Consider the following 2,510-nt stretch of genomic DNA (forward strand, 5'->3'; position numbering starts at 1 on the left):
TATTGACTTGCCGTCTTTGTTTTTAATCATCATCGCCTCTAGGCGTTGATTTTCTGGTAATAACGCTATAATGGCCTTTAGGCTTCCAGCATTGCTAGCAACCTTATGAAGTATTGTATTGCCAGATTTGTTTGTAATCATCATCGCCTCTAGACGTTGATTTTCTGGCAGTAACCCTAGAGTAGTTTTTAGGCTTTCAGGATTATTAGTTGCATTATTAAGTGCTGTATCTCCATATTTGTTTTGAAGCATCACTGCCTCGAACCGTTTATTTTCTGGATATAATTCAAGAATAGTCTTTAGGCTTTCAGCATTCGTAGCAGCATTATGAAGTGCTGTATGGCCAAACTTTCCTTGAATCATCACTGCTTCCAGACGTTGATTTTCTGGATATAATTCGAGAATGGTCTTTAGGCTTTCGGGATTATAAGCAGCCGTATGAAATACTGTATTGTCATATTCCCCTCGAATCATCACCGCTTTCAGACGTTGATTTTCTGGCAATAACGCTAGAATGGTCTTTAATATTTTAGAGTTTGCAGCAGCCATATGAAGTACTGTATTGTTATTTTTGTTTTGAATCATCACCATCTCAAGACGTTGATTTTCTGGCAATAACGTTAGAATGGTCTTTAGGCTTTCGGCATCCGCAGCAGCCAGGTGAAGTACTGTATTGCCGTCTTTGTTTTTGAGCCTCGCCGTCTCAAGACGTTGATTTTCTGTATATAATTCGAGAATAGCCTTTAAGCTTTCAGGCTTCCTAGCAGCATTATGAAGTACTGTATTGTCATATTTTCCTTGATTCATTATTGCCCCCAGGCGTTGATTTTCAGGATATAATGCTAGAATGGCCTTTAGGTTTTCAGGATTGCTAGCAGCATCATGAAGCACTGCATTGCCAAGTTTGTTTTTAGTCATCACTGCCTCTAGACGTTGATTTTCAGGATATAATGCGAGAATAGTCTTTAAGCTTTCAGCATTCGTAGCCGCCGTATGAAGTACTGTCTTGCCATATTCGCCTTGAATCCTCACCGCCTCTAGACGTTGATTTTCCGGCAATAATGCGAGAACAGTCTTTAGGCTTTCAGCATTCGTAGTAGCCAGATGAAGTACTGTAGGGCCATCTTCGTTTTTAATCATCACCGCCTGTAGACGTTGATTTTCCGGCAATAACGCTAGAATGGTCTTTAGGCTTTCAGGAGTATCAGCAGCATAATGAAGCACTGTATTCCTGGCATATTTGTTTTGAATCATCACTGCTTCTAAGCGTTGATTTTCCGGCAATAATGCGAGAATGATCCTTAGGCTTTCAGGATTCGTAGCAGCCCAATGAAGTACTGTTCTGCCGTTTTCGTTTTGAATCATCACCGCCTCTAAGCGTTGATTTTCTGGATATAATGCTAGAGCGGCCTTTAGGATTTCAGTATTCTTAGCCGCCAGATGAAGTGCTGTGGTGCCATGTCTGTTTTTTTGTTTTATTGCCACCCCTTCTTGCGACACGATTTTTTGTGCGATACCCCAATGGTTATTGATTAATGCCACCATCAGGGGGGTCTTTTCTCCTGGATAACTGACACCATTGACTTTAGCACTGTGTTTTAAGAGCACATCGAATATGTCCTCATATCCTTTCTCAGCCGCCCAAAATAAGGCGGTTTTCATGTGAGCATCAAAGGTTTCAAGACAAGCTCCGTGTTCCAACAGATAGTTCACCATGGCTAAGTCCTTGTTTTTAACCGCGATGATAAGCGGAGTATTTTCATCATCATCTTTGATGTCCACTTGCGCCTGCGCTGCAATCAACTGTTTGGCAATGTCGCGTCCCACTTCGTTTTTATCTTTGTAGAGCACTTTTTCAAGAGCACGGATTAAGGCGGTATTGCCGTCTTTATCTTGGATATTGACATTAATGCCCCGTGCAATGAGTTTGCTAAGACTCTCCTTATCTGCCTTTAAGGTGGCAATATGCAATGCGCTTTGCCCCTCTTTGTTCATTGCATTAATCGCAGCACCTTGTTCCAGAGCGTCAAAAGCGATGATTCCTTGGTCTAATTGGTGCAGATAATACCGATTAGTCGCGAGCAGCGCGTCAAAGGCTTCTTGGTGATTAGCAGCATATTCACCTAATAACTGCAGTAACGCATCGTTCTTGGTAGAGAGAGCAAAAGCAATGACTTGTTGCAACGCTTCGTTATTGTGCAGTGCTTCTTGGGTGTTAAATAATTCTTGAAAAAAGCGTTTCGTCTCTTCTGCAATCCTGGCTTGCAATTGAGAAGAGGCCACCTTGCCGTAGAAAAGGTAAGGCAGGGTCTTACCGGCAATGGGAAGTTGCGATTTAGAATCGCAGTACCCGGTATAATCCTGGAAGTGTTCTTTGATCGCAGGATAATCTTTGCAGGCCACTTGACGCGAGATCCCACTTTGTGCGCCTGTATTCACCTGGGGGATGTGATGCTCCTGACACAGGGTGTGCCCCAGCAACCGAAACATATCTGCCACCGGCGCGATTT

The 2,510-nt window shown here is 42.8% G+C and carries 1 protein-coding gene; it reads right to left on the reverse strand.

The window, feature by feature from the left end; all coding sequences use genetic code 11:
- Positions 1-2,490: ankyrin repeat domain-containing protein (locus Lsan_RS22635; protein ID WP_193392708.1), on the reverse strand; the 2,490-nt coding region annotated here is incomplete at its 3' end.
- Positions 2,491-2,510: the final 20 nt, after the last annotated feature.

Source organism: Legionella santicrucis (genome assembly GCF_001468135.1).
Lineage (GTDB): Bacteria > Pseudomonadota > Gammaproteobacteria > Legionellales > Legionellaceae > Legionella > Legionella santicrucis.